Below are 22,788 nucleotides of genomic sequence, written 5' to 3'. Positions count from 1 at the left end.
CCGGTGTCTCGGCCGCGACCCGGGCCCGGTGACGGGCGCTCTGGCGGTCGCAGATGTTGACGTCAACATCGAACGTCAGGACGATAGCATGGCAACGTCAACATGCGCTAGCGTCCGGGAACGCAGACTGCGTGATCCCGCAACGGAAGGAGCTCGAGCCGATGACGACCGAGTCCCCCGCCGGCACCCGCCGCTCCCCCTCGATGGCCGCCGTCGCCGACGCCGCCGGGGTCTCGATGCAGACCGTCTCGCGCGTCGCCCGCGGGTTCGACAACGTCAGCCCGGACACCCGCGACCGCGTGCAGCGCGCCATGGACACCCTGGGCTACCGGCCCAACCGTGCCGCACGGGCTCTCCGATCGGGGCGCTTCCGCACCATCGGCGTGATCATGTTCACGCTCGCGTCCTTCGGCAACATGCGCACGCTCGAGGCGATCGCCGACGCCGCCGGGGCAGCGGACTTCACGATCACGCTGCTGCCGATGGCCTCGCGCACCGAAGAAGGCGTGCGCTCCGCGTTCTCCCGCCTGCACGAACAGGCCGTCGACGGCGTCGTGATCATCATCGAGTCGCACATCATCGACACGGCCGAGGTCGTGCTGCCCGACGGTGTGCCCATGGTCATCATCGACTCCACCGGCAGCACCGACCACCCGGCGATCGACACCGACCAGACCGACGGCGCGCGCCAGGCCACCCAGCACCTGCTCGACCTCGGCCACGAGACCGTCTGGCACGTCGCCGGACCGACCTCGTCGTACTCCGCCGCACGCCGGTTGGCCGCATGGCAGGACACCCTCGAGCGCGCCGGTCGGCTCGTCCCGCCGGTGTTCCACGGCGGCTGGAGCACCGACTCCGGCTACCGCGCCGGCCTGACCATCGCCGCACGCCCGGACATCACCGCCGTCTTCGCCGCCAACGACCAGACCGCGCTCGGAGTGCTCCGCGCCGCGCACGAGCTCGGGCGGTCCGTGCCGTCGTCGCTCAGCGTGGTGGGCTTCGACGACTCCCCCGAGTCCGACTCCTTCTGGCCGCCGCTCACCACCGTGCACCAGTCCTTCGACGAGGTCGGGCGCCGAGCCGTCGCGAACCTGCTCGCCCAGATCGACGGCGAGTCCGTGTCCTCCGCCCCCGATCTGGTGCCCGTGCGCCTGGTGGAGCGGGCGAGCACCGCGCCGCCGCCCGCCGCGCGCTGACGCGCTGCGCTGCGCGCCGCGCTGCGCTGCGCTGCGCGCTGCGCACGTTTCGTGCCCAGCGACACCTCACGCGCGCCGCACCCCGTGAACTGTCGCCCAGCCCGTGATCTCGCGCACGCGCCGGACGGGAGGCCCGGCGCCAGCCCGCCACGGTCCTCCCGTCCGCCAGCCGCGCACGTTTCGTGCCCAGCGACACCTCACGCGCGCCGCGCCCCGTGAACTGTCGCCCGGCCCGTGAAGTCGCGGCCGGCGCCCCGCGCCCCGCACGAACGAGCAGAGGACGTCGGGCGCGAGCGCCCGACGTCCTCTGTGCTCACTCGACGCCCGCCGCAGCGAACGCCGAGGCGTCTCAGCCGATCGACACGGCGGTCCAGGACACGGGCGGCAGCTCGATCGTGATGGTGTCGCCGTCGCGGCTGACCGTCTCGTTCGTGCGGAGCCCGACGCGCTCGGTGGACGAGAGGTCGTTCACGGCGTGGATGTCGTCGTCCCAGACGCCCTCGGCACGGACGTCGCCCGAGGTCGCCAGGCCCGCGAGGTCGATCGTGACGGTGGTCGACTCGGACGGGTGGCGGTTGATGAGGAAGACCGCTGCCTTGCCGTCCCCGGTCACGGTGGCGGCCGAGTCCACGACCGGCACCTCGCCGTACTTGCCGCCGTCGACGGTGTCACCCGAGGCCTTGACCTGCAGCGACGTGCCGTTCGCCAGGCGCGACGTCACCGAGAACGGGAAGAACGTCGTCTGGCGCCAGGCCGGGCCGCCGGGCTCGGTCATGATCGGGCCGATGACGTTGACGAGCTGCGCGAGCGAGGCCGAGGCGACGCGGTCCGCGTGGCGGAGCAGCGAGATGAGCAGCCCACCCACGACGACGGCGTCGGCGACGGTGTAGACGTCCTCGAGCAGGCGTGGGGCAACCGGCCAGTCCTGCGGCCCGAAGGTCTTCTGCTGCTCGTTCCACTTCGTGATCGACCAGACGTTCCACTCGTCGAACGAGATGTCGATGCGCTTGTCGGACTTCTTCTGCGCCTGCACGTGGTCGGCGGCGGTGGTGACCGTCTTGATGAAGTGGTCCATGTTGACGCCGGCGGCGAGGAACGACGGCAGGTCGTCTCCCTCTTCGTAGTAGGCGTGCGCGGAGATGTAGTCCACGTCGTCGTAGGTGTGCTCGAGGACGGTGCGCTCCCACTCGCCGAACGTCGGCATCGACGCTCCGGACGAACCGCAGGCGACCAGCTCGAGGTCGGGCTGGATCTGGCGCATGGCCTTCGCGGTCATGGCGGCGAGCTTGCCGTAGTCGTCGGCGTTCTTGTGGCCGAGCTGCCACGGGCCGTCCATCTCGTTGCCGAGGCACCACATCTTGATGGCGAAGGGCTCCTGGCGACCGTTGGACTTGCGGTACTCGGACAGTGCGGTGCCGGCGTTGATGTTCGCGTACTCGAGCAGCTCGATCGCCTCGGCGGTGCCGCGCGTGCCGAGGTTCACGGCGAGCATGAGCTCCGAACCGACCTGGTCGAGCCAGTGCTGGAACTCGTGCAGGCCGACCTCGTTGGTCTCGGTCGAGTGCCAGGCCAGGTCGAGGCGCTTCGGGCGCTGCTCGACGGGGCCGACGCCGTCCTCCCACTTGTAGCCGGAGACGAAGTTGCCGCCGGGGTAGCGGATGGCGGAGACGCCGAGTTCCTTGACGAGCTCGACGACGTCCTTCCGGAAGCCGTGCTCGTCGGCGGTCTCGTGCGCGGGCTCGTGGATGCCGTCGTAGACGTGGCGGCCGAGGTGCTCGACGAACCCGCCGAACAGGCGACGTCGCACCGGCCCCACGGTGAACGCGGCGTCGAGGACGAGGTGTGTGCGGGGCATGGATCTCCTTCGATCGTGCGAGAGCGGGTACTGCGGGTCGTGCGGTGCGCGTGCTCGGTCCGGCGCCAGGGGTAGCGAAGCGGACCGTCACGAAAGTGAGCGCTCACCTGCCTGAAACGCTACCGGGTTCCACGGCGACGCGAAAGGGGTGGCGGATGATCTTCGCGAGCGCTAATGTGAGCGCTCACGGAGCACCGACCCACGGCTCTCGTGCACGGAGCAGCAGTGTTCCGCGAACGGAGCAGCGATGCTCCGGCGGGAGCACCGACCCTGTTCCCGAGCCCGGCCCATCCCGATGGAGTGATGCCATGCCGAACCGCCCAGCAACACCCGCGTCGCGCCTCTCGCGCCGCGGCTTCCTCGCCGCAGGAGCGGCCGCCGCGACGGTCCTGCCGCTCGCCGCGTGCTCGAGCCCGATCGCAGCCGGCCTGGCCGGCAGTGCACTCAACCCCGAGACGCTCGTCTTCTGGAACCTCTTCGGCGGCGGTGACGGCCTCCGCATGCAGGCGATGGAGGACGGCTACGCGAAGCAGCACGGCGGATCGAGCTCACTGCAGGCCACCACGTTCGCGTGGGGCAACCCGTACTACTCGAAGCTGACACTGGCCACCGTCGGGAACAAGCCGCCGGACGTCGCGGTCGCCCACCTGACCCGCGCGAAGCCACTGTGGGACGGCGACCTGCTCGACCCGATCACGTCCGAGGACCTGGCGAGCGTCGGCCTCAGCGCCGCCGACTTCAACCAGAAGGCCTGGACGGCGCAGAAGACCGACGGCAACAACATCGCCATCCCGCTCGACACCCACCCCTTCGTGCTCTTCTACAACGTTGATGTGTGCAAGAAGGCGGGCCTGCTCGACAGCGACGGCAACCTCAAGGACCTGTCCGGCATGGACACGTTCGAGAGTGCCCTCGCCGCGGTCGCGAAGGTCACCGGCGGCACCGCGCTCAACGTCGCCAACGTCGTGCCGGAGACCGCCACCCCGTGGCGCTTCTTCTGGACGATGTACAACCAGATCAACGACGCGACCCCGTTCATCAGCGACGGCGGCGCGAAGCTCACCGTCAACGAGGACGCCTACAACGAGGTCACCAGCCGCACCCAGAAGTGGGTCAAGCAGGGCTGGATGAACAAGGCGCTCGACTACGCCACGGCACAGTCCCTGATGTTCGATGGCAAGGCCGGCTTCTTCATGCAGGGCGAGTGGGAGATCAGCACGGCGCAGTCCATCAAGGGACTGAAGTTCGGCATGGCCCCGATCCCGCAGCTCTACGACAAGCCCGCGACGCAGGCGGACTCGCACACCTTCGTGCTGCCGAAGAAGGATCGCACGCCGGAGCAGCGCAAGCAGCACATGCTCTTCATCAAGCAGATGCTCGAGCAGAGCCTGACCTGGGCCGAGGGTGGGCACGTCCCCGCCTACATCCCGACCTTCGACAGCAGCGCCTACAAGGAGCTCAAGCCACAGTCGAACTACGCGGCCGCAGCCGAGACCGCCGTGTTCGACGACCCCGCCTGGTACGGCGGCTCCGGCTCGACCTTCGAGGGCACCGTCGGCGCCCAGCTGGCACTCGTGCAGCAGGGCAGCTCGTCGCCTGCACAGGCGCTCAGTGCCATCAAGTCGCAGCTCGCAACCTACCTGAACACCCCGAGCCCGCTGTGACCGGGCACACGACCGCCCGGCTCGTACGCTCCGGGCACACGACCGCCCGGCTCGTACGCTCCGGGCACACGACCCACGCGATCGCCGTGAACACCGCGCGAAAGGCACGATGACGTGACCACAGCACCTGTCCTCGACCGGCCCACGGACGCGGCCACCGCGTCGCGTCCGCGCCGGAACCGCACCTACGGCACCAGCCTCACTCGCGGCCAGGGCCGCAGCGGCTGGCTCTTCCTCGCCCCGTTCGGCCTGTTCTACGCGGCCTTCCTGCTCGGCCCGACGGTCTGGATGATCGTCTCGAGCTTCTTCAACACCTCGACCGTCCGCACGGGCCTCGGCAGCTTCGCCGGGTTCGCGAACTACGCCGAGATGCTCGGACGCTCCGACTTCTGGTCGTCGCTCTGGCACACGCTGCAGTTCACGCTGTACACGACGCCGCCGCTCGTCATCCTGGCGTTCGTCTTCGCCGTGCTGACGAACCGGATGAACCGCGGCCAGTGGTTCTTCCGACTGGCGTTCTTCCTGCCGTTCATCCTGCCGTCGGCGACGATCTCGCTCATCTGGGTGTTCATCTTCACGCCGGCGACCGGCCTGTGGGCGAGCATGCAGTCGGCGATCGGCCTCACCCCGGGCTCCGGCATGCTGTCCAGCCCGAACACCGCGATGATCGGTGTCGCGATCGCCACCGTCTGGTGGACCCTCGGCTTCAACTTCGTGCTCTACCTGGCCGGCCTGCAGGAGATCCCGCGCGAACTGTACGAAGCGGCCGCCGTCGACGGTGCGTCGAACTGGCAGCAGATCAAGTCGATCACGCTGCCGCTGCTCGGCCGCACCACGACGCTGGTCATCCTGTTGCAGATCATCGCGAGCCTGAAGATCTTCGACCAGGTGTACCTGATGACGAACGGCGGACCGGGCATCTCCACCCAGGTCTCGCTGCAGCTCATCACGGGCGTCGGCTTCACCGACAACCGACTCGGTGCCGCCTCGGCAGCGTCGGTGCTCCTGTTCATCGTGATCGTCGCGATCGCGGTCATCCGGCAGCTCGTCGAGCGCGCTGCCGCCAAGCGAGAGATCGGGGCCTGACATGACCGCCACCGAGAGCATCACCACCGGCCGCGCCAAGCTCCGCACCGGCGTCTCGGCCGCCGCCCCCGCGAACGCCGCCAAGATCGGCGTCTCCGGCAAGGGCTTCAACCTGGTCGCCGGGATCATCCTGATCGTCTTCGCGATCATCTGGCTCATCCCCAGCCTGTTCGCCCTGAAGACGTCGCTGTCCGACAACGGCGTCGCCGCCCTCGGCGCGAACTCGATCCTGTCGAACTGGAACCCGACGCTGCACTCCTACGCGGCACTGTTCCAGGCCGGTGACATCTGGAACTGGTACCTCGCCAGCGCCATCACGAGCGTGATCACGGCCGTCCTGACGGTCATGTTCGCCTCGATGGCGGCGTTCGCGCTGTCCCGCCTGGTGTTCCGCGGTCGGAACATCGCGTTCCTGCTCATCATCCTCGGCATCATGATCCCGACGCAGGTCCTGATCATCCCGATCTTCCAGGAGCTCAACGCCGTCGGCCTGCTGAACACCTACTGGTCGGTCATCTTCCCGCAGGTGCCCGCCGTGATCGCGGTGTTCATCTTCAAGCAGTTCTTCGACGGGATCCCGAAGGAGCTGGAGGAAGCGGCACGCATCGACGGTGCCAACATCTGGAAGATCTACTGGTCGGTCATCCTGCCGCTGTCGCGTCCGGTGATCGCCGCGGTGACGATCCTGACCTTCGTCGGTGTCTGGAACAACCTGCTGCTGCCGCTGTTCGTGCTGTCGAACCCGGACCTCATGACGATCCCGGTCGGGCTCGCCACGGTCCAGGGCAGCTTCGGTCAGCGCTACGCGGACATCCAGGCCGGAGCGATCCTGGCGGCGTTGCCGCTGATCATCCTCTACCTGATCTTCCAGCGGCAGATCGTGGAGGGCGTGACGGGTTCCGGCCTCAAGGGCTGACGCAACCCCACGACGGACGGGAGGCCCGGTGCCAGCTGGCACCGGGCCTCCCGTCCGTCGTGCTGGTCGCGTTCCGGGCGTACCTGGCGAGATCGGGCGTACCTGGCGAGAAGTTTCGTGACGGTACGCCCGAAAGCACCAGGCATCGCACACGCCATGGGAAGGAACGGGCACCGCTCAGGCGGAGACGGACTCCTTGGCCTCGTGCTTCCAGAAGCCGGAGAACGTGATGCGCGCCTTCGGCAGACCCGCACGGTGCAGGTGCCGGCGGCCCTCGGTGGCCAGGGTCGACTCGCCGACCACGAAGGCGTACCCGCGATCGTCGACGGGCACGTGCCGCTGCAGTTCGGCGAGCGCCGCGCGGCCCGGGACGGCGTGGTGGTCGACCTCGTCACGGACGATCCACGTGACCGTGACCCCGGCCGGTGCGTCGATCTCGCGGACGTCGCCGGCGGTGGGGACCTCTTGGATGATGCGGCCGACGGCGTTCCGGGGCAGCGACGCGGCGATGCCGAGCACGCCGGGCAGGCCGGTCTCCTCGGCCGCGATGACGATCTCGCTGGTGTCGTTCGGGCAGTCGAAGATGCAGCCCTGGTCGAGCATCGCCAGTTGGTCGCCGGGGCGGGCACCGCAGGCCCAGATCGCGGCACGGCCCTCGGGCTCGCCGTCGGCGTCGGTGTGCACGACGAAGTCGATGTCCATCTCGGCGGTGCCGTCGGGCATCGGGCGGAAGGCGGCGACGGTGTAGTTCGCGCAGTGCGGGCGGACGTCCTCGGGGATGGCCAGGAACGTCGGCCACCACTTCTTGCCGTCGAGGTCCGGCATCCGGAACGCGTCCTGGTCCGGACGCCCGGTGAACAGGCGGAACCAGTGGTCGAAGCCGAGGAACGGGAACTCGTGCAGGTCGTCGCCGGTGACGGTGACACGCTGCATCGACGGCGTCGTGCGCTCGGTCCGCAGGACCCGGGCACGGAAGAGCCGGGGATTCTCGGGCAGGAGCCGCGGAGTCTTCGCCATGAGGCAAGGCTAACCTAAGATGTTCTCCGTGCCAGCCCCCTCCCCTGCCCTGGCTTCCGTCTCGGAGGCCCGCACCGCCGATGCGTCAGCAGCCCTCGGTGTCCACCGCACCGCCGTCCGTCGCCGCGTCCTGGTGATCGCCGCACTGATCGTCGTGCTGGTCCTGGTGGCGGTCGCGAGCATGCTCCTCGGCAGCAACCGGATCGGCGTCGACCGGGTGCTCGACGGCCTCTTCCGGACCGGATCGACCACCGACGAGGCGATCGTCTGGGGCTCCCGGGTCCCGCGCACGCTCATCGGTGCCGCGGTCGGTGCGGCCCTGGGGATCGCGGGGCTCCTGATGCAGGGGCACACGCGCAACCCGCTCGCCGACCCCGGACTGTTCGGGGTCTCGTCGGGCGCCGGGCTCGCCGTCGTCCTCGGCGTCTACGTGTTCGGGGTCACGAGCACCGGCGCGACGGTCTGGTTCGCACTCGGCGGCGCGCTAGTCGCGAGCGTCGTGGTGTTCTCGGTGACCATCGCGGGCAGCGGGACGGCCAGCCCGGTCCCCCTCGCCCTCGCGGGTGCCGCCGTCTCGGCCCTGCTGGGCGCGCTCACCTCGTTCGTCGTCCTGACCGACCAGGACTCGCTCGACGCGTACCGGCTGTGGGTCGTCGGCTCCCTCGCCGCACGGCAGCTCGACATCCTCGGCGCGGTGTGGCCGTTCCTGGTCGCCGGGCTGGTGCTCGCGATCCTGAACGTCCGGGCCCTCGACGCGCTCGGGCTCGGCTCGGACCTGGCCAAGGGCCTGGGCGAGAACGTGCTCGTCGCGCGGCTCGTCGGGCTCGGGGCCATCACGTTGCTCGCAGCCGGAGCGACCGCCGCCGCCGGGCCGATCGGGTTCGTCGGCCTGACGGTGCCGCACGTCGCCCGGGCCCTCGTCGGCACCGGGCACCGGTGGACGCTGCCGGTCTCCGGGCTCGTCGGAGCGGCGCTCGTGCTGCTCGCCGACGTCGTCGGACGCCTGATCGGCGGGTTCTCGGAGGTCGAGGTCGGCATCGTCCTGGCCGTCATCGGCGGCCCCGTCTTCGTCGCCGTCGCCCGTCGCCGATCGCTGGTGTCCCTGTGACGGGCGCAGCGGTCCGTGCGCCCGGCCGGACCGGGGTCCGCATCGGTCCGATCGGCCTCGCCTGGCGCCCGCGGGTGTTCTGGTACACGGCCGCCTCGCTCGGTCTGGTCCTGGTGCTCGTCGTCCTCGGTGTCGCGATCGGCTCGACCTGGATTGCCCCGGGCATCGTGCTCCGCTCCCTGGTCGGGCTCGAGACCGGCCCGGACGGCTTCATCATCACCACACTCCGGCTGCCCCGTGTCCTCACCGGCGCGCTCGTCGGACTGACCCTCGGCGTCGCCGGTGCGCTGACCCAGACCTTCACGCGGAACCCCCTGGGCACCCCGGACATCATCGGCGTGACGTCGGGCGCGAGCGTCGGCGCCGTGGCGGCCATCGTGCTCGGCGGGGGCACGTACTCGGTGTCCTCGATCGTGCTCAGCGGCGGGATCCCGGTGGCCGCGACGATCGGTGCGCTCGTCGCCGCCGCCGTCGTGTACGGGCTCGGTTGGCGCGGTGGGGTGCAGAGCTACCGGCTCATCCTGGTCGGCATCGGCGTGAGCGCGACCCTCGACGCCGTGACGAGCTACCTGCTCGTCCGCGCCAAGATCACCATCGCGACCGCGGCGTCGCAGTGGCTCGTCGGCAGCCTGTCGAGCACCTCGTGGTCGAGCGTCTGGCCGCTGCTCATCGTCGCCGCGGTCGCGGTGCCGATCGCCCTGGCCACGAGTGCGGCGCTCGGCATCGGACAGCTCGGTGACGAGGTCGCGACCGGGGTGGGGCTCGCCGTCCAGCGGCACCGCCTGCTCGTGATCGCCCTGGCCGTCGTGCTCACCGCCGCCGCCGTCGCCGCCGCCGGACCGGTCGGTTTCGTCGCGTTCGTGGTGCCGCAGGTCGGACTCCGGCTGGCCGGGACGAACCGGCCGCCACTGCTGCTCGCCGGTCTGCTCGGCGCCGCGCTGGTCCTCGCGGCGGACCTGCTGTCCCGATCGGCGTTCCCGTGGCAGGTGCCCGTCGGCATCATCACGACCGTGATCGGTGCCCCGTACCTGATCTGGCTCCTCATCCGTCACCGCAAGGAGATGTCCCGATGACTCCCCCGTCGACACCCCCGTCCACCCCGGTCCTCGAAGCCCGCGGCCTGTCCGTCGGCTACGACCGGCACCCCGTGCTGACCGATCTCGACCTGCGCATCGAGCGCGGGACCGTGACGACGTTCCTCGGCGCGAACGGCTGCGGCAAGTCGACCCTGCTCAAGGCCTTCGGGCGCGTGCTGAAGCCGCAGTCCGGCGAGGTCCTGCTCGACGGTGCCCCGATCCGCAAGGAACCGAACCGCCAGGTCGCCCGGAAGCTCGCGATCCTGCCGCAGTCCCCCGTCGCACCCGCGGGCACGAGCGTGCTCGACCTGGTGATGCGCGGCCGCAACCCGCACCAGTCGTGGGCGAAGCCCTGGACCGCGGACGACGCCGACGTGGCGGAGCAGGCCATCGCGGCGACCGGGCTGACCGACGTCGCCCACCGCGACGTCGCGAGCCTGTCGGGTGGCCAGCGACAGCGTGCGTGGATCGCCCTGGTGGTGGCGCAGGAGGCCGACACGTTGCTGCTCGACGAACCGACGACCTACCTGGACCTCGCACACCAGCTCGAGGTCCTGCGCCTGGTGCGCCGACTCAACCGCGAGCAGGGTTCCACCATCGTGATGGTCCTGCACGACCTGTCGCTCGCGGCCCGGTTCTCCGACCGGCTCGTCGTGCTGCACGACGGCGGGGTCGCTGCCGACGGCGCACCGCACGAGGTACTGACCCCCGCGTTGCTCGAGCACGCCTTCGGGCTGCACGCGCGCGTGTTCCCGGACCCCGTGACCGGCGCCCCGATGATCGTGCCCGAGGCCGACGAGCACGACACGTCGCTGCACCGCGAACGCGACATCGCGCTGGCGACGGCGGCAGACTTAGGTTAGCCTCTCCTAACGTGAAGCTCTCCCGACGCGGCTCCTTCCGAGCCACTCTCCTGACCTCCGTGGCCGTCTCGGCCCTCCTCCTCGCCGGCTGCTCGAGCACCGACTCGAACGACTCCGACGGTGACACCGCGGCGCCGAAGGCCTGGTCCTACGAGGACGCCACCGGCACGACCGTCAAGGTCGACCACACGCCGAAGCGCGTCGTCGTGCTGAACGACATCGCGATCTCGTTCATCGAGTACGGCCTGAAGCCGGTCGGCACCTTCGGCCAGCTCACCATGGCGAAGGACGCCCGCTTCGACGACCTGGACACCGACGGCATCACGCAGCTCGGCACCGGGTACGGCGACGTCGACCTCGAGAAGCTCGCCGCGCTGAAGCCCGACCTCGTCGTGACCTCGGTCTACCCGACCGACGAGAAGGGCACGCTCGACGACACGCAGCCCGGCTACGGCTTCAAGGACAACGAGCAGGAGAAGCAGATCGAGGCCATCGCGCCGGTCGTCCAGGTCAAGTGGGGCGGCAAGGGCGAGGACGTCATCGAGAAGATCGCCGACCTGAGCGAGTCGCTCGGTGCGAAGGAGTCGACGATCGAGGCCGCCGAGAAGCGCTTCGACACCGCCGGTGACGAGCTCGAGAAGGTCGCGAAGGAGCAGGACCTGTCGGTCGTCTCCATGTACGCCGACGGTGACGGCGCCTACGTCACCCGCCCGACCGACGAGCCGCTGCTGCAGATGTACTCGTCGTTCGGCGTCGACTTCGTGAACCCGAAGCCGAAGGGCTTCTACTGGGGCATCTACTCGTGGGAGAACGCGGGCCAGATCAAGGCCGACGTCCTGCTGCTGTCGCAGCAGGGCTACCAGGTCGCGGACCTCGAGAAGCAGCCGACCTTCGCCGACAACGCGGCGCTCGAGGCCGGCCAGGTGCACAGCTTCACCTTCCCGGCGCTCGACTACGCCTCGCAGGCCGGCTACATGACGGAGCTCGCGGGCTGGCTCGAGGACAGCAAGAAGCTGTCCTAGAACGCAACCGACGATCAGACGGGAGGCCCGTTGCCAGCTGGCAACGGGCCTCCCGTCTGTCCTATGGTGCGTCTCGGGCACGTGACCCGCTGCTGTCGTCAGCCCGCCGGCAAGGCGGCGTTCACAGCGGTCTGCGCGTCGCGCCAGACCGCTGCGCGGGACCCCGCGTAGGTGCCGCCCTGACCGTTCGAGTAGTACCGCAGGTTGTGCTTCCCGCCGTCGGTGTTGCCCTGCCAGTAGGCGGTGACCGCGCGCGAGCTCCCGCCGATCAGCCAGACCTGGTCGGCTGCGTCGGCCGTCCCGGTCTTGCCGAACAGCGTTGTGCCGTCCGGGGTCTGGCCGCCGCTCGCCGTGCCGCCTCGGAACGCGCCCTGCATGACCTCGAACGCCGTCGCCGCAGTCTGCGGCGAGACGACCTGCGAGCAGGTGCGCGGCTGCCCGCCGAGCTCCGTGCCGTCCGGTGCGGTCACCTGGTCGATGACGACCGGCGCGCAGTACCGACCACCGTTCGCGACGCCCGCGTACGCCGCCGCCATCGTCAGCGGTGCGATGCTCTCGGTACCGAGCAGCGACGCGGGGTTCCACGGCAGCTCGCCGCCGGCGGCCAGGTGCACACCGAGGCGCTTCGCGACGTCGCGGATGTCGCACAGGTCGAGCTGCGCCGCCATCGACTGGTAGGCGGCGTTCACGGACTGGGCCGTGGCCGAGCGGACCGAGTACGGCCCCTTCTGGCCGGGCGAGTCGTTCTTCGGCTGCCAGAAGGCCGTCGTCTGCTCGCCGCACGCCGTCCACGTGTTCTGCGGGTGCGGGGTGCCGTTCAGGACCGTGTCCGGGCTGCGGCCGGCCTCGAGCCATGCCAGCAGGGTGAACATCTTGTAGGTCGAGCCGGTCTGGAAGCCCGTCGAATCTCCGTCGGCCTGGTCGACGGCGTAGTTCAGCGACGTCGCCGTCGGTGGCGCCTGCTCCGACCGGTCGTAGTCGGTGTTCTGCGCCATCGTGAGCACCCGGCCGGTGCCCGCCTCGACGGTGTTCAGCGTCGCGCCCAGCGCCAACCGGGTCTCGGTCTTCGGGTCGTACCGGTCGAGCAGTTCCTTCTGCTTCGCGTTCAGGTCGAGATCGAGCGTCGTCTGGATGCGGTACCCACCCGTCCGCCAAGCATCGGCGCGCTGCTGCTTCGTCGCGCCGAGCTGCGGCAGACGTTCGGCGACGCGCTTGGCGTAGTCGCAGAAGAACTCCGCCCCGGTCTCGACGGCCTCGCACCCCTGCTGCGGTGCGGTGATCCGGACGGAGTCGGCCAGCCGCGACAGCCGTGCCGTGCGGTACTCGTCGGTCGTCAGGTGCCCCTGCTCGTGCATCGAGCGGAGGATCACGTTCCGCCGCGCAGCGTTGTCGCGGTAGTGGTCCGGCGTGGACAGGTCGCGGCGCTCCGGCCACTGCACGATCGCGATGAGCGATGCCGCCTCGGCCGGGGTCAGGTCGGTGGCGGACTTGCCGTAGTAGTGCTGCGCGGCTGACTGCACGCCGTAGGTCTGGTCGCCGAAGTAGGCGATGTTCAGGTACGCCGTCAGGATCTGCTCCTTGGTGTACTTCTTCGCCAGGCCGATCGCGAGCTTCATCTCGGCGAGCTTCCGCTGCGGCGACCGCTTCGTCGCCTCCTTGTAGCCGGCCTTCTGCTCCTCGAGCGTCGGCAGCTCGCTCGCCCGCTGGATCTTGATGTTCCGGACGAGCTGCATCGTGAGCGTCGAGCCACCCGAACCGCCCTCGCCCTGCGACGCGGCGACGCTCACCAGGGAGCGGACCATCGACGTCGCGTCCACACCACCGGTCTCGTAGAACCGCTTGTCCTCACCGTCGACCGCAGCGTGCTTCAGCTGGTCGCTGATCTGGTCGAACGACAGCTCCTGCCGGTCCTGCGCCCACACGTTCGCCAGGTGCACCGGTTCGCCACCGCGGTAGGCCCAGACCTGGTTGCGCTGCGGCAGATCCCCGATCTCGATGTGCTCCGGCAGCGATTCGAACACCCCGATCGCCGACGTCGTGCTCACCCCGGCGACCGCGATCATCGGCGTCACGCCGACCCCGATCATCAACCCGGCGAGCACACTGCCGCCCACGAAGCCGAGCGCGGCTCCCCCTGCACGTCTCATCGTCATCGCTCTGGATCCCCCGTGGTGCATCACCGCACCGATCTGGCGCGGTAGTTCGGGAGCGTCCCAGCCGTTCTCGGGCGGTCGCCGGGACTTCGCCGCGGAACACCGCCGTGTCCGCTGGGAATGCGCCCGTCGTGACGGGATCGTGACGTCAGTGGGTCGAGTGGTCACCTTGCGTCGCCGGGATGGTGCCTGCGAGCAGGTCGAGCACGCCGTCCGGGAACACCGGGACGTCCGTGTCGACGGGTACCCAGCGCACCGGGCCGCCCTCGTCCAGCACCACGAGTTCAGCGTCCAGCGGCACCGCGTCCAGCTCCGCCGACCGGACGGCGAACACGTGGACGTACTCGTGCCCGGGCTGCCCCTCGTACTCGAACAGGTTCTCGAGGACACCGAGCAGCCGGACCTCGTCGAGGGCGACGTCGAGCTCCTCGCGGAACTCGCGACGGAGCGCCTGGACCGCGGTCTCGCCGAACTCGATGCCGCCGCCGACTGCACGGTGAAAGCGCAGGCAGCGCATCTGGTCGAACGACTCGGACAGCAGCACGTGGCCGTCCTTGGTCGGCAGCCCGACCGAGATGTTCCGGATGCTCCCCATCACGCCACTCTGCCACCGGCGCGGGTTCGGTAGGTTCAGACCGTGCACCACATCCGCTCGATCGTCACCCTCGCGATCGTCTTCCTCGGTCTGGGCTTCCTGCTCACCGCCGGTGGTTCCGTCTGGACGATCCTCACTCCGGACGGCACCGGCGTGAACTTCGCCGCGGGGTTCATGTACATGGGCGGCATGGTCGTCGGCATCGCCGGGATCGCACTCGGGGTCGCGGCGCTCGTGGCCGTCGCCCGGGCGGCGAAGCGCGTCGTCCGCTAACCGGCGAGCGCCCCGGCGGCAGCGCCCCACCCGGTGGGGTCGTCCCCCGGCGGGACGAACAGCATCGTGTTCCAGAGCACCAGGACGTCCCACCACGCGAGCTCGTCGGCAGTGAGCGCGCTCACCGAGCGGTAGCCGTCGAGCAGCTGCCGATGGACGGCTTCGGGCACCGGCCCCCAGTCGTGGAAGAGCGTCCCGAGCAGGACGGCCGACCGCGCCAGTTCGACGATGCGGTGGTCGAGCCGCAGGTCCTCGAAGTCGATGACGGCGACGACGTCCGCGTCAGCGCACAGGACGTTCGCCGCCCGGTAGTCCCCGTGCACGATCTGGACCGGCAGGTCGTCGGACGGCGCTGCCGCCAGCAGCCGTCGCAGCGCCACCCGGGCACGGTCCGGCACGTGCGTCGCACCGTCGAGCCAGCCTGCGATCTGCTGCAGGAGCGGGGTCGGCGGCGGGCGCACACCGGCGGCGCGCGCCCGATCGGGGCTGTCGCGCAGGGCGTCGTGGAAGCGGGCCAGCGTCGCACCGGCCGCGTGGACCTGTGCCGGATCGCGGACGTCCAGCAGGGTTCCGCCGATGACGTGCTGGAGCCCCATCGAGACCCCGTCTTCCTCGACCTGTACCCGTCCGTCGGGCGTCGGCACCGGGGCGGAAACGGGCAGGCCGCGCTCCGCGAGCCACGTCGTGAGGTCCGCCGCGAACGCCAAGCGCTCGAACCCCTCCGGTGCGATCGACCACTTCAGGAGCATCCGGCCGCCAGCGGTCGAGACCCAGGCGAGTGCGTTGTGGTCGCTCATCACAATGCGCTCGCAGGCGATGACGCGCACGTTCCACCACCGCTCGAGCGTCCGGATGAGCCAGTCCTCGGCAGCGGCGACGTCGGTGAACCCGAAGCGGCTCCGCAGCACCTGGTCTGGATCGGCTCGTTCCCAGAGCATCTCGAGCGTCATCGCTCCACCCTCGCAGGTCGCGCTACAATCCGGTACCGGTCCACGCACGGAAGCGAGTCGCCATGACCTCCCAGAGCACGAGGGTCCTGCACGTGATGTGCACGGTGTTCCTGTTGGGTGCTTTCCTGTCGGTCGGGATCGGTGGGTGGTCGCTCGCGAACGACACCGGGGGCGGTGCGAACATCGGCGGCGGAATCCTGATGCTGTTCGGCTACCTGCTCGGTCTGATCGGGATCGCGCTCGGCGTCGCCACGCTCGTCGTCGCCACCGTGTCGCGGCGACGGTCACGCACGCGCAGCTGACGCCTCAGCGGCGGCGGGTGCGGAGCCGCTGCACGCCCACCCATCCGGCGACCGCGAAGCAGCCGAGCGCGAGGATGTACGAGACGAGCAGGTCGGCCCATGCGCGCGGGTTGATCGATCCGTCGGGCAACCGCTCCTGGAGTTGGAACGACGTCGGGAACAGCCAGTAGGACGTCGCGTAGACGGTCAGCGCCAGTCCGACGACGACCGAGCCGACGATGATCCACCGAGCGGCGCGCGCTCCGACGGTCACGCGGACGCCCCCTTCACGGATCGTCGCGACGCTGACCGCGGTGGGTTCGCTCGCAGGTGTTCGCTGATGCGTCCGAGGATCCGGGCGAGGTCACTCGAGTCGTCGTCCGTGATCGGTGCGAACAGGAGTCCGTGCACGGTGCCGATGTGGCCGGGGAACACGTCGGCAAGGACTTCGCGCCCCGCGTCGGTGATCGCGACGACGGTGCTGCGTTCGTCGTCCGGCGACGGTGACCTCGTGACGAGGCCGCGCTGTTCGAGCAGTTGCGCCTGGTAGGTCAGCCCGCTGCGGCTGTAGACGACGCCGTCGGCCAGGTCCGTCATGCGCAGGTGCCCCTCCGGAGCGTCCCCCAACCGCGCCAGGAGCTGGAACTGCACGGTGCTCAGCCCGCCGACGTCGCGGAGCTGCTTCTCGACCGCAGGGCGCAGGAGCGCACTCACCTCGGTCAGCGCGAAGTAGGCCCCGAGCTGTGTCGGGGTCAGTGCGGTGGGGGTGTCGCTCATGGAGCCATCCTACCTGTTGCTTCGAGTTCGAAGCAGTGCTAGCGTCTCCGATAAGCGCTTCGAATTCGAAGCAACTCCGAGAGGACATCACCATGAAGGCAGTGCAGTTCCACGAAGTCGGCGGACCCGAGGTCCTCCAGTACGGCGAGGTCGAGCAGCCGACCCCGGCAGCCGGTCAGGTGCGGCTCCGCGTCGCGGCCTCCGCGTACAACGCTGCGGACAACGGCATGCGGGCCGGCTTCCTGCCGATCCCGATCCAGCTGCCGCACATCCCCGGCTACGACGTCTCCGGCACGGTCGACGCGATCGGCGAGGGGGTGACCGAGTTGACCGTGGGCGACGCGGTCATCGCGTTCCTGCCGATGGACCGGGACGGCGGGGCAGCCGAGTCCGTCGTCGCACCCGCTGAGGCCGTCGTGGCAGCACCCACGAGCATCCCACTGGCCGATGCCGCCGCCCTGCCGTCCGTCGCGCTGACGGCATGGCAGGCCCTGTTCGACGACGGCCGGCTCACCGCCGGGCAGCGTCTGCTCGTCGTGGGTGCCGGCGGGGTCGTCGGCAAGTACGCCGTCCAGCTCGCCAAGCGCGCCGGAGCACACGTCATCGCGACCGCCAGCCCCCGCAGTGCCGATGCCGTGCGCGCGGCCGGTGCCGACCAGGTCATCGACCACACCGACGTCGACCTGCTCGACGCCCTCGACGGTCAGGTCGACGTGCTGCTCAACCTGGCGCCGATCGAGCCCGAGCAGTTCGCGGCGGACGTCGCAGCGGTCCGTGACGGCGGGGTCGTCGTGAGCACGACGGCGTTCATGGCCACGCCGGGTGACGAGTCGCGAGGCGTTCGTGCAGCGACTGTGTTCGTCCTGCCGAACCGCGAACGCCTGACGGAGCTCGTCGCGCTCGTGGACGCCGGGGCCCTGACGGTCGAGGTCACGCGGCGCATCCCGCTCGCCGATCTGCCCGCACTGCACGCCGAGGGCGCAGCCGGGAGGATCGTCGGCAAGGTCATCGTCCTGCCCTGACCCGGATCACCGGAGCGGCCAGTGCCCTGGACGATCGAGGTCGTCGGGCAGCACCGTTGACGCATCGCCCTGCGCGGCGTTCACCTGGGGTTGAGTCAAGAACAGCGCGTTCGACAGGTCCGCTCCCCCGAGCCGGGCATCGCGCAGGTCCGCCCCGAGCAGGTCCACGCCCGACAGGTCGCATCCCCGCAGGTCCGCGGCGATCAGGACCGCACCGCGCAGATCGGCGCCGACCAGGACGCGAGATCGCAGGTCGCGGCCGGCCAGGTCAGCCGACGGGTGCAGGTCACCGGCCGAGTCGCCGGCGGCGGGGTACCCACCTCGGGCCTCCGCGCTGACGTCGATCAGGACGGAACGGACCTCGGACCGGAGCGACTCGACGTCCACCGCGAGGACGCCGGACAGCTCGCCGTCGAGGACCTGCTGGATGCGGAGCCGGAGCACGGTCGGTGCTTCCGCTGACCCCAGAGCGGTCGAGCGAGACACCGCCTCGACCAGGTACCAGAGCATCTCGTGGAGCTGCCGGGCGACGGCGAAGGCCCGGAACATCTCGGGCTTCGAGTCCGGCTCGTCGACCCAGCTCGTGCCGTCGAACAGGACCTGCGAGACGTACTGGCCAGCCCCGAAGCAGTCGAAGGTGGTGCACCCGGTGAAGCCCCGCGGACGAAGCGCCTGGTGGATCGTGCAGGAGAAGTCGTCGGCCAGGTTCCGGCACGGGCTCCCTGCGGGCTTGTCAATCGGGAAGTCGCTGGACCGCTGGAACCCGAAGGCGGTGCAGCAGAGGGCGAAGCAGTCACCGCACGAAGCGCGGAGCCCCGAGCGGTCGGCGGAACTGGGTGGGGTCTGGGTCACAGAGCGGGAGAACGTGTCACTGCGGCCAGGCTAGCGGCGCGCGACTGCGCCCGTCCGCAGTCCCGACGCGTACGGTGCACCTGTGACCAGAACCCCGGCAAGACCGCACCGCCTCGTGCTGATCGCCGCCGCCGTCGTGCTGGTGATCGGCATCGTGCTCCTGTTCACACCGTGGGACGGCTTGATCCCCGTGCTCGCCTGGGTGCTGATCGTCGCGTCCATCGCCCTCGGCGCGATCACCCTGTTCTTCGCGAGGGCCCCGCGCAGCTAGGACCGCGGCACGAGACCGTGCTCGTAGGCGAAGATCACCGCGTGCACCCGGTCACGCAGCCCGAGCTTGCCGAGCACCCGCCCGACGTGGGTCTTGACCGTGGACTCGCTCGTCACCAGGTGTGCGGCGATCTCGGGGTTCGACAACCCGCGGGCCATCGCGAGCAGCACCTCGCGCTCCCGCGGGGTCAGGGGCTCCAGCGGGTCCGGACCCGCCGGCCGCTCGTAGGGGAGCACGGAACCGAACAGCTCGAGCATCCGCTGCGTCACCCGCGGTGAGACCGCGGCCTCCCCCGCTGCCACGGACCGGACGGCGTCGAGGAGCTGCGCGGCGCTGACGTCCTTGAGCAGGAACCCGCTCGCCCCGGCACGCAGGCCACCGAACGCGTACTCGTCCAGGTCGAAGGTGGTCAGCACGAGCACCCGGGTCTCGGGGACCTGTTCGACGATCGCGGCCGTCGCCGTGACGCCGTCGACGTGGGGCATCCGGACGTCCATGAGCACGACATCCGGACGCAGAGCACGCACGAGCCGAACTCCCGCACCGCCGTCGCCGGCTTCGCCGACGACCTCGATGTCGGACTGTGCCTCGAGCAGCAGTCGGAACCCCGTCCGGATGAGCTGCTGGTCGTCGACGATCGCCACGCGGATCACCGGTCCTCCGTCCTGACCGGGATCGTCGCCCGGATCTGCCAACCGTCGGTGCCGTCGCGGGAGCCCGCGCGCACCTGCCCACCCAGCGCGCGGATGCGCTCGTCGATCCCGATGAGCCCTCGACCCGACCCCGCTGGGGCGTGGGCCGATCCGCCCGGCCGAGTCGGGCCTCCTGTCCGTCCGTCGTCGGTGACGACCACGGTGACCTCGGTGGCGGACGCTGCCACGCGGACGTCGACGGATCGGACGCGCTGCGCGTGCCGGGCGGTGTTGGTGAGGCCCTCCTGCACGACCCGGTACACGGCGAGCTGCAGGGCATCGTCGTCGGGGACGACGCCGATGCGTTCGAGGGCGACGGGGGTGCCCAGCGCGCGGAACCGGTCGACGAGCTGCGGGACGTCGTGGATGCCCGGTTGCGGCGCGAGCGCGGGTTCGCCGTCGCCTCCGAGCACCCCGAGCATGCGGCGCATGTCGCCCATCGCGCCACGGCCGACGTCGGCGACACCGCGCATGGCAGCGGCAGCGGACCCCGCCGAACCGGTGGGTGCACCGGCTGCCGACCCGGCCGCCGCGCCCTCGGCCAGCCGCACCATCACCGTGAGCGAGTGCGACACGATGTCGTGCATCTCCCGCGCGATCCGGGCCCGCTCCGCGGCGGTGGCGAGCTGCGCCTGCTGGTCGCGCTCCCGGGCCAGCTGGTGCGCGCGGTCGATCAGCGCCTGCGTGTAGCGACGGCGGTTCGACACGTTGACCCCGATCAGGACCGCTGCCAGCAGGAACGTCGTGGGCTGCGGGTACAGGACGTCCGCGAGTCCTCCGGACCCCGGCGCGACCACGAAGACGCGCAGCGCCGTCGCCCCCGCGGCCAGCACGACGGCGACCGCGGCCGTCCACCACCCGGCGGCACGCGACCACCACACGGTCGCGGCATAGACGGTGAAGAGCACCGGCGAGTACCCGGCCTGGGTCCACGTCATCGCGACGACGGACGCGAGCCCGAGCACCGCCGTCACCGCGGGGTGCGTGCGCCGGAGCGGGATGCCGGAGACGGCGATGACCACGAGGACGACGACCGTGACCCGCGCGGCGGGGCTCCCGTCGACCTGCCACGCACTCCGGAACGCGACGACGACCTCGATCGCACCCCAGAAGACCATGAGCAGCGCGTCGGTCATGACCGGGTGGCGCGCCCAGAGCCGCCGGAGCCGGCCGGGTGCGTCGGGCAGGGCGATGCCCCCGGCACCGTCCTGGACGGCACCGGGGGCGAGGTCGGCAGGGGTCACGCGTCCCGCTTCTCGACCAGGGCGAGCGCCGTCACCGAGGCGACGACCACCCAGGCCAGCAGTACCGCGAATCCGCTCCATCCCCCCAAGGCTAGGACGCCGTCGTGCCACCCCGACGTCACCTCGGTGCCGAACTGCATGAGCGGCTGCCCGGCGTTCTGCGGCAGCAGGTTGGTCAGCGTGCCGAGCCAGTCCGCTCCCGTGAACGACTGCACCAGCTGCACGACGACCGGGGCGACCAGCATCAGGCCGAGGACCCCGGCGATCGCGCCGGCTGTGGAACGCAGGACCACACCGACCGCGAAGGCGAGCAGCGCGATGAGCGTCAGGTAGACCGAGGCGCCGAGCAGCGGCATCGCGACGCTCGCGTCCAGCGACGCCTCGACGTTCCGTCCCGCGGCGATCGGCAGGGTGGTGAACGCGGTGGCCCAGACGCTCACGGCACTCGTGACGAAGACGGCCACGGCGAGGACGATCGCCTTCGCCGCCAGTGCGACCGACCGCCGTGGGACCGCCGCGAACGACGAGCGGATCATGCCGGTGCCGTACTCGCCGGTGACGACGAGGGCGCCGATCACCGCGACGATCAGCGACGAGAGCATCGTGCCGCTCGTGCTGTAGAGGACGAGGGCGTTCCGGGCCGCGTCACCCGTGAGCCCCTGACCGCCGTTGTCCGCGAAGGCCGCCAGGAGCACACCGATGCCGATCGGCAGGACGAGCACCAGCAGGAAGCTCCACACCGTCGACCGCAGCGAGCGGAGCTTGATCCACTCCGAGCGCAGGACGCCGGAGAAGTGGACGCCGGACGTGTGGCTGCCGGCTCCGTCGTGCCGGGGCAGGGTGTCGCTCGTGACCGCGCTCACCGGGCCACCTCCGATCGGTACTCGACCTGGTCGTGCGTGAGTTCGAGGTAGGCCTGCTCCAGGCTCGCCTCGGTGGTGGCCAGCTGGTGCAGGACGATCCCCGCAGCACCCGCCGCCTCGCCGATCTGCTCGGCGCCGAGGCCACGGACCTGCAGCGACCCGTCGCCCTCGTAGCCGATGGTGACGTCCGGTCCGGCGATCGCGTCGAGGAGCCGCTCGGGCTCCGGCGTCCGCACGGTGACCGACCGCTCCGTGGCGGCGGCGACCAGGTCCGCGATGTCCATGTCCGCGAGCACCCGCCCGCGACCCATCACGACGATGCGGTCGGCGGTCAGGGCCATCTCGCTCATCAGGTGGCTCGAGATGAACACCGCACGCCCCTCGGCGGCCAGGCTGCGGGCGAGTCGACGCACCCACACGACGCCCTCGGGGTCGAGGCCGTTGACGGGCTCGTCGAGGATCAGCGTCTGCGGATCACCGAGCAGTGCCGCCGCGATCCCGAGCCGCTGCCCCATGCCGAGCGAGAACCCGCCGACGCGCTTCTTCGCGACGTTCTCGAGACCGGTCATCCCGATGACCTCGTGCACCCGGGCCGTCGGGATCCGGTGCGTCGCGGCGAGCGCCGACAGGTGGTCGAAGGCGCTGCGTCCCCTGTGGACCGCCTTGGCCTCGAGCAGTGCGCCGACGCGACGCAGCGGGTCGCGCAGCTCGCGGTAGGGGCGTCCGTCGACGTGGGCGGTGCCCGAGGTCGGCCGGTCGAGTCCGACGACGGCGCGCATCGTGGTGGACTTGCCCGCGCCGTTCGGACCGAGGAAGCCGGTGACGACGCCGGGGCGCACCGTGAAGGACACGTCGTCGACGGCGACCTTCTCGCCGTAGCGCTTGGAGAGGTTCTGGATCTCGATCATGCGGCAACGGTACGGAGACCACCGGGTCCACCACATCGCCGTCGCAGACGATCTCCGCGGAGCGACCGTGGTACCCCGGTACCACCCGCATCGGTGCCGGATAC

General features: G+C 70.5%; 24 protein-coding genes. 12 read left to right on the top strand and 12 right to left on the bottom strand.

What is annotated here, in order from left to right; genetic code table 11:
* The first annotated feature begins 161 nt into the window (after window positions 1-161).
* The gene (locus EDF33_RS09755) at window positions 162-1,196 is read left to right on the top strand and encodes a LacI family DNA-binding transcriptional regulator (RefSeq protein WP_131880617.1); all 1,035 of its coding nucleotides are present in this window, start codon (window positions 162-164) and stop codon (window positions 1,194-1,196) included.
* A 349-nt stretch (window positions 1,197-1,545) separates the two neighbouring features.
* Here EDF33_RS09755 and EDF33_RS09750 read toward each other — a convergent pair whose 3' ends face one another.
* Window positions 1,546-3,051 (bottom strand): alpha-N-arabinofuranosidase, encoded by a 1,506-nt coding sequence (locus tag EDF33_RS09750; protein ID WP_132099943.1) that lies wholly within the window; start codon window positions 3,049-3,051, stop codon window positions 1,546-1,548.
* Window positions 3,052-3,359: 308 nt separating this feature from the next.
* On the opposite strand from EDF33_RS09750, the gene EDF33_RS09745 reads away from it, so the two are divergent.
* The 3 genes from EDF33_RS09745 (at window position 3,360) to EDF33_RS09735 (ending at window position 6,717) form a co-directional block, all read left to right on the top strand.
* Entirely contained in the window at window positions 3,360-4,715 is a 1,356-nt protein-coding gene (locus EDF33_RS09745; protein ID WP_111086245.1) for an extracellular solute-binding protein, read from the top strand.
* 114 nt (window positions 4,716-4,829) lie between these two features.
* Window positions 4,830-5,801 carry a sugar ABC transporter permease gene (locus EDF33_RS09740; RefSeq protein WP_111086244.1) on the top strand — a complete coding sequence of 324 codons (972 nt, stop codon included), beginning with the start codon at window positions 4,830-4,832 and terminating at the stop codon, window positions 5,799-5,801.
* Window position 5,802: 1 nt separating this feature from the next.
* Window positions 5,803-6,717 carry a carbohydrate ABC transporter permease gene (locus EDF33_RS09735; protein ID WP_123938319.1) on the top strand — a complete coding sequence of 305 codons (915 nt, stop codon included), beginning with the start codon at window positions 5,803-5,805 and terminating at the stop codon, window positions 6,715-6,717.
* A gap of 177 nt (window positions 6,718-6,894) precedes the next feature.
* On the opposite strand, the gene EDF33_RS09730 is transcribed toward EDF33_RS09735, so the two are convergent.
* The gene (locus EDF33_RS09730; protein WP_132099942.1) at window positions 6,895-7,734 is read right to left on the bottom strand and encodes a siderophore-interacting protein; all 840 of its coding nucleotides are present in this window, start codon (window positions 7,732-7,734) and stop codon (window positions 6,895-6,897) included.
* Window positions 7,735-7,762: 28 nt separating this feature from the next.
* Here EDF33_RS09730 and EDF33_RS09725 point away from each other — a divergent pair, with 28 nt between their 5' ends.
* Genes EDF33_RS09725 through EDF33_RS09710 form a run of 4 tightly spaced genes read left to right on the top strand, consistent with a single transcriptional unit; the run spans window position 7,763 to window position 11,803 of the window.
* On the top strand, window positions 7,763-8,842 hold the full coding sequence (locus EDF33_RS09725) for an iron ABC transporter permease (protein WP_243692422.1): 1,080 nt from the start codon (window positions 7,763-7,765) through the stop codon (window positions 8,840-8,842).
* Window positions 8,839-9,915, top strand: a complete 1,077-nt coding sequence (locus EDF33_RS09720; protein ID WP_243692421.1) for an iron ABC transporter permease — start codon at window positions 8,839-8,841, stop codon at window positions 9,913-9,915. The genes EDF33_RS09725 and EDF33_RS09720 overlap by 4 nt, the downstream gene beginning before the upstream one ends.
* Window positions 9,912-10,781: an ABC transporter ATP-binding protein gene (locus EDF33_RS09715; protein ID WP_132099940.1), complete on the top strand. Its 870-nt coding sequence runs from the start codon at window positions 9,912-9,914 to the stop codon at window positions 10,779-10,781. Before EDF33_RS09720 ends, EDF33_RS09715 begins: the two co-directional genes overlap by 4 nt.
* A gap of 11 nt (window positions 10,782-10,792) precedes the next feature.
* Complete coding sequence (locus EDF33_RS09710) at window positions 10,793-11,803, top strand: ABC transporter substrate-binding protein (protein ID WP_132099939.1); 1,011 nt, start codon at window positions 10,793-10,795, stop codon at window positions 11,801-11,803.
* A gap of 98 nt (window positions 11,804-11,901) precedes the next feature.
* Here the strand turns inward: EDF33_RS09710 and EDF33_RS09705 are convergent, their stop codons facing one another.
* Window positions 11,902-13,956, bottom strand: a complete 2,055-nt coding sequence (locus tag EDF33_RS09705) for a transglycosylase domain-containing protein (RefSeq protein WP_243692420.1) — start codon at window positions 13,954-13,956, stop codon at window positions 11,902-11,904.
* Between the two features lie 148 nt (window positions 13,957-14,104).
* Complete coding sequence (locus EDF33_RS20690; RefSeq protein ID WP_132099938.1) at window positions 14,105-14,551, bottom strand: NUDIX domain-containing protein; 447 nt, start codon at window positions 14,549-14,551, stop codon at window positions 14,105-14,107.
* Between the two features lie 42 nt (window positions 14,552-14,593).
* Between EDF33_RS20690 and EDF33_RS09695 the strand changes: the two genes are divergently transcribed.
* On the top strand, window positions 14,594-14,824 hold the full coding sequence (locus EDF33_RS09695; protein WP_131846749.1) for a hypothetical protein: 231 nt from the start codon (window positions 14,594-14,596) through the stop codon (window positions 14,822-14,824).
* Here the strand turns inward: EDF33_RS09695 and EDF33_RS09690 are convergent.
* Window positions 14,821-15,774: a phosphotransferase gene (locus EDF33_RS09690; protein ID WP_132099937.1), complete on the bottom strand. Its 954-nt coding sequence runs from the start codon at window positions 15,772-15,774 to the stop codon at window positions 14,821-14,823. The two genes, EDF33_RS09695 and EDF33_RS09690, sit on opposite strands and share 4 nt — an antisense overlap.
* A 62-nt stretch (window positions 15,775-15,836) precedes the next feature.
* On the opposite strand from EDF33_RS09690, the gene EDF33_RS09685 reads away from it, so the two are divergent.
* Window positions 15,837-16,076: a hypothetical protein gene (locus tag EDF33_RS09685; protein ID WP_132099936.1), complete on the top strand. Its 240-nt coding sequence runs from the start codon at window positions 15,837-15,839 to the stop codon at window positions 16,074-16,076.
* A gap of 4 nt (window positions 16,077-16,080) precedes the next feature.
* On the opposite strand, the gene EDF33_RS09680 is transcribed toward EDF33_RS09685, so the two are convergent.
* A complete protein-coding gene (locus EDF33_RS09680) occupies window positions 16,081-16,329 on the bottom strand; it encodes a hypothetical protein (protein ID WP_131846747.1) in 249 nt (82 codons plus the stop codon).
* Window positions 16,326-16,832: a MarR family transcriptional regulator gene (locus tag EDF33_RS09675; protein ID WP_132099935.1), complete on the bottom strand. Its 507-nt coding sequence runs from the start codon at window positions 16,830-16,832 to the stop codon at window positions 16,326-16,328. Before EDF33_RS09675 ends, EDF33_RS09680 begins: the two co-directional genes overlap by 4 nt.
* A gap of 92 nt (window positions 16,833-16,924) precedes the next feature.
* Here EDF33_RS09675 and EDF33_RS09670 point away from each other — a divergent pair, with 92 nt between their 5' ends.
* Window positions 16,925-17,854: an NADP-dependent oxidoreductase gene (locus EDF33_RS09670; RefSeq protein WP_207906667.1), complete on the top strand. Its 930-nt coding sequence runs from the start codon at window positions 16,925-16,927 to the stop codon at window positions 17,852-17,854.
* A gap of 6 nt (window positions 17,855-17,860) precedes the next feature.
* On the opposite strand, the gene EDF33_RS09665 is transcribed toward EDF33_RS09670, so the two are convergent.
* Window positions 17,861-18,706, bottom strand: a complete 846-nt coding sequence (locus EDF33_RS09665; protein ID WP_132099934.1) for a pentapeptide repeat-containing protein — start codon at window positions 18,704-18,706, stop codon at window positions 17,861-17,863.
* An 82-nt stretch (window positions 18,707-18,788) separates the two neighbouring features.
* Between EDF33_RS09665 and EDF33_RS09660 the strand changes: the two genes are divergently transcribed.
* Window positions 18,789-18,977 (top strand): hypothetical protein, encoded by a 189-nt coding sequence (locus EDF33_RS09660; protein WP_132099933.1) that lies wholly within the window; start codon window positions 18,789-18,791, stop codon window positions 18,975-18,977.
* Here EDF33_RS09660 and EDF33_RS09655 read toward each other — a convergent pair.
* The 4 genes from EDF33_RS09655 to EDF33_RS09640 are packed head-to-tail and all read right to left on the bottom strand — an operon-like array spanning window position 18,974 to window position 22,684.
* Window positions 18,974-19,630, bottom strand: a complete 657-nt coding sequence (locus EDF33_RS09655) for a response regulator transcription factor (protein WP_132099932.1) — start codon at window positions 19,628-19,630, stop codon at window positions 18,974-18,976. The genes EDF33_RS09660 and EDF33_RS09655 overlap by 4 nt on opposite strands.
* On the bottom strand, window positions 19,627-20,913 hold the full coding sequence (locus EDF33_RS09650; protein ID WP_165918782.1) for a histidine kinase: 1,287 nt from the start codon (window positions 20,911-20,913) through the stop codon (window positions 19,627-19,629). The genes EDF33_RS09655 and EDF33_RS09650 overlap by 4 nt, the downstream gene beginning before the upstream one ends.
* On the bottom strand, window positions 20,910-21,776 hold the full coding sequence (locus EDF33_RS09645) for an ABC transporter permease subunit (RefSeq protein ID WP_165918781.1): 867 nt from the start codon (window positions 21,774-21,776) through the stop codon (window positions 20,910-20,912). Before EDF33_RS09645 ends, EDF33_RS09650 begins: the two co-directional genes overlap by 4 nt.
* The gene (locus EDF33_RS09640) at window positions 21,773-22,684 is read right to left on the bottom strand and encodes an ABC transporter ATP-binding protein (RefSeq protein ID WP_132099929.1); all 912 of its coding nucleotides are present in this window, start codon (window positions 22,682-22,684) and stop codon (window positions 21,773-21,775) included. Before EDF33_RS09640 ends, EDF33_RS09645 begins: the two co-directional genes overlap by 4 nt.
* Window positions 22,685-22,788: the final 104 nt, after the last annotated feature.

Source organism: Curtobacterium sp. PhB146 (genome assembly GCF_004342995.1).
Classification (GTDB): domain Bacteria; phylum Actinomycetota; class Actinomycetes; order Actinomycetales; family Microbacteriaceae; genus Curtobacterium.
Note: the sequence above shows the minus strand (reverse complement) of the source record. Positions and strands in the feature narration are given on the sequence as shown.